Below are 2,497 nucleotides of genomic sequence, written 5' to 3'. Positions count from 1 at the left end.
GAAAATCATCCACCAGCTTACCGTCATTGGAGACCGCCTGACCCCGCCATGCCGTTCTTGGGCGTTCACTTAACGCGCATGATCGATGGCACGGTGACCGTTGGCCCTAACGCGGTGCTGGCACTCAAACGTGAGGGCTACCGCAAGCAAGACATGTCGTTAAGCGATATGGGGCAGATGTTCACGCATCCCGGTATTTTGAAAGTGCTGGGTAAACACCTGAAACCCGGGCTGTTTGAGATGAAAAACTCGCTTTATAAGCGCGGATATCTTGATTTGGTGCGTAAGTACTGCCCCAGCTTAACCCTTCAGGATTTAACGCCTTATCCTGCGGGGGTACGCGCTCAGGCGGTCTCCAATGACGGTAAGCTGGTGGATGATTTTCTGTTTGTGAATACGAAACGTACGGTGAACGTGGGCAACGCCCCGTCGCCTGCGGCGACCTCGGCGCTGCCGATTGGTGCTCATATTGTGGAGCATGTCAAAGCACTGTTGAAATAGGGTGAAAGCGGTTTGCTGCATTAGCATCTCACGCACCAGCCGTGCTAACTTCTGTGCACCGCCCCGGGCAGCCGTTCACGGCGACTCGGGGCTGGGGCTTCACACCTCCTTTACGTCAACCATACCTATAAGTCCAAGTAGGACGGAGGAAATGCTCATGCGAACTCTAAAATATACCGTAGCAGCATCCATGTTAGCCGTCGCACTGCCAGCCAGCGCGCAGCAGCTCTCAATTGCCACCGGCGGCACCGGCGGGGTGTATTACCCTATCGGCGGCGGCTTTGCTGAAATGATCAACAACCACATCGAAGGTGCTCAGGCCACGGCCGAAGTAACCGGTGCGTCTGTTGAGAACATGGGCCTGATCATGCGCGGCGATGCCGATATGGCGCTGGCGCTGGCCGATACGGTCTATCAGGCGTACACCGGTACCGGCGATTTCGATGGCCGCCAGATTGAGAACACCCGCGCGCTGGCGTCTGTGTATCCCAATGCTGTGCAGTTGGTCACCCTGGCAGAGTCTGACATTCAGAGCATTGCGGACCTAGCCGGTAAGCGTGTCTCTGTAGGTGCACCGGGTAGCGGCACCGAGCTAAACGCCCGTGCCCTGCTGGAAGCTAACGGCGTCAGCTACGAAGATTTCACTCCTCAGCGCCTGAACTTCAACGAAACCGCCGACGCGATTCGTGATGGCGACATCGACGCCGGTTTCTGGAGCGTAGGCCCGCCCACCAGCTCTATTCTGAACCTTGCCGCTACTCGCGATATCCGCCTGATTAGCCTGACGGATGAAGAGATTGCTAACGCCCAGGAAGCTGAAGCGGTATTTGCTCCTTACGAGCTGGCCGCAGGCATGTACGACGGTATGGACGAAGCGGTTCAGACCATTGGTATTCCCAACGTACTCGTCGTCAACTCTGATATGGATGAAGAGCTGGCCTACCAACTGACCCAACTGCTGTTTGAAAACACCGATGAGCTGATCGCGGTTCACCCGGCCGCCAACGACACCACCATTGAGTTCACCATGAACTCTACGCCGGTGCCGCTGCATCCGGGCGCGATTCGCTACTTTGAAGAAGTGGGTGCTGAGATTCCGGACCGTCTGCGTCCGTAATTGATCAAGGAGCACAGCCATGCAGTGGCAACGACGACTGATGGCGCTCTTGTTGATGAGTGGTTTGTACGCCGAAGCGGGGGTTACCCCCGCTTCGGCGGCTGCGTCTATGCGCTTAACGGTCGTGACCGATCAGGGCGAAACGCTAGTGGATGCAGCCGCGCCTGAAGGCAGCCGCTGGTGCATCCAGTGGCAGCACTCTGTTGAGCATTTCACGGTGTTGGATTGTTACCGCAACGTAGACGGCACGATGCAGTTAGAGCGTAGTCATCAACCGGATTTTGCCGCAGGGCTTGGGCATATCTATGGACGCGGCGAGCAGGTGTCCGACGGTGAGGGCGGGTACTGGATCAACGCGATTAACGAGCCGGTTGCCAACAACCGCTATGTGCTGCGGGTGGGGTCAACGGCGGTTAATCATCGCGTGGTATGGCCGTCTAACGAGCACACCACGGTAAGTTTGAGTGAGCGCGCTGCCGGGCAACGCGTCACTATTGAGTTGTCTGCCTCCTAAGCATCAACCGCTATTTTTTATCACTCAGCGCTTATCTCATTACGGTTTCATAAAAATTAAGTGGGTATTAACCCCCTAAGTTAGCTAACGCTTCCGAGGACTTCATGAAAGAATCCACGCCACCACCGGTTATCATGCCGGGCGGTAATGCGATTCAACCCCGCTTCGTTTTATGGTGTATCACCATCGTGGCGGTGGGACTGTCGTTATTCCAACTTTATTCGGCGGGTATCCAGCCGTTGGGCTTATTTTACCAGCGCAGTATTCACTTGGCGCTGATTATGCTGTTGGCATTTTTAATGTTCCCTGCTTTTGGGCCCAACCGTAAACGCGGTGTATTGGGGTGGGGGATTGATCTGATCTTT

At 55.7% G+C, this 2,497-nt stretch carries 2 protein-coding genes and 2 pseudogenes; all 4 read left to right on the top strand.

Going from position 1 to position 2,497, the window contains the following annotated elements:
- Positions 1 to 501, top strand: a pseudogene (locus tag BIS10_RS18320) (FAD-dependent oxidoreductase); the annotation flags it as partial.
- A 157-nt stretch (positions 502 to 658) separates the two neighbouring features.
- Positions 659 to 1,618 (top strand): TAXI family TRAP transporter solute-binding subunit, encoded by a 960-nt coding sequence (locus BIS10_RS18315; protein WP_253507574.1) that lies wholly within the window; start codon positions 659 to 661, stop codon positions 1,616 to 1,618.
- A 19-nt stretch (positions 1,619 to 1,637) separates the two neighbouring features.
- The gene (locus BIS10_RS18310) at positions 1,638 to 2,132 is read left to right on the top strand and encodes a DUF1850 domain-containing protein (protein WP_253507571.1); all 495 of its coding nucleotides are present in this window, start codon (positions 1,638 to 1,640) and stop codon (positions 2,130 to 2,132) included.
- Positions 2,133 to 2,236: 104 nt separating this feature from the next.
- A pseudogene (locus tag BIS10_RS18305) lies at positions 2,237 to 2,497 on the top strand (TRAP transporter permease); the annotation flags it as partial.

The sequence above is a fragment of the Halomonas sp. 707B3 genome, assembly GCF_024158645.1.
GTDB classification, from domain to species: Bacteria; Pseudomonadota; Gammaproteobacteria; order Pseudomonadales; family Halomonadaceae; genus Vreelandella; species Vreelandella lionensis.
The sequence above is the reverse complement of the archived record's forward strand: the minus strand, read 5'-3'. Positions and strand labels throughout refer to the sequence as shown.

Bases quoted from the DNA above. Each gene is read 5' to 3' on its own strand.
- BIS10_RS18310 (WP_253507571.1), top strand. From the start codon at position 1,638: ATGCAGTGGCAACGACGACTGATGGCGCTCTTGTTGATGAGTGGTTTG.
- BIS10_RS18315 (WP_253507574.1), top strand. From the start codon at position 659: ATGCGAACTCTAAAATATACCGTAGCAGCATCCATGTTAGCCGTCGCA.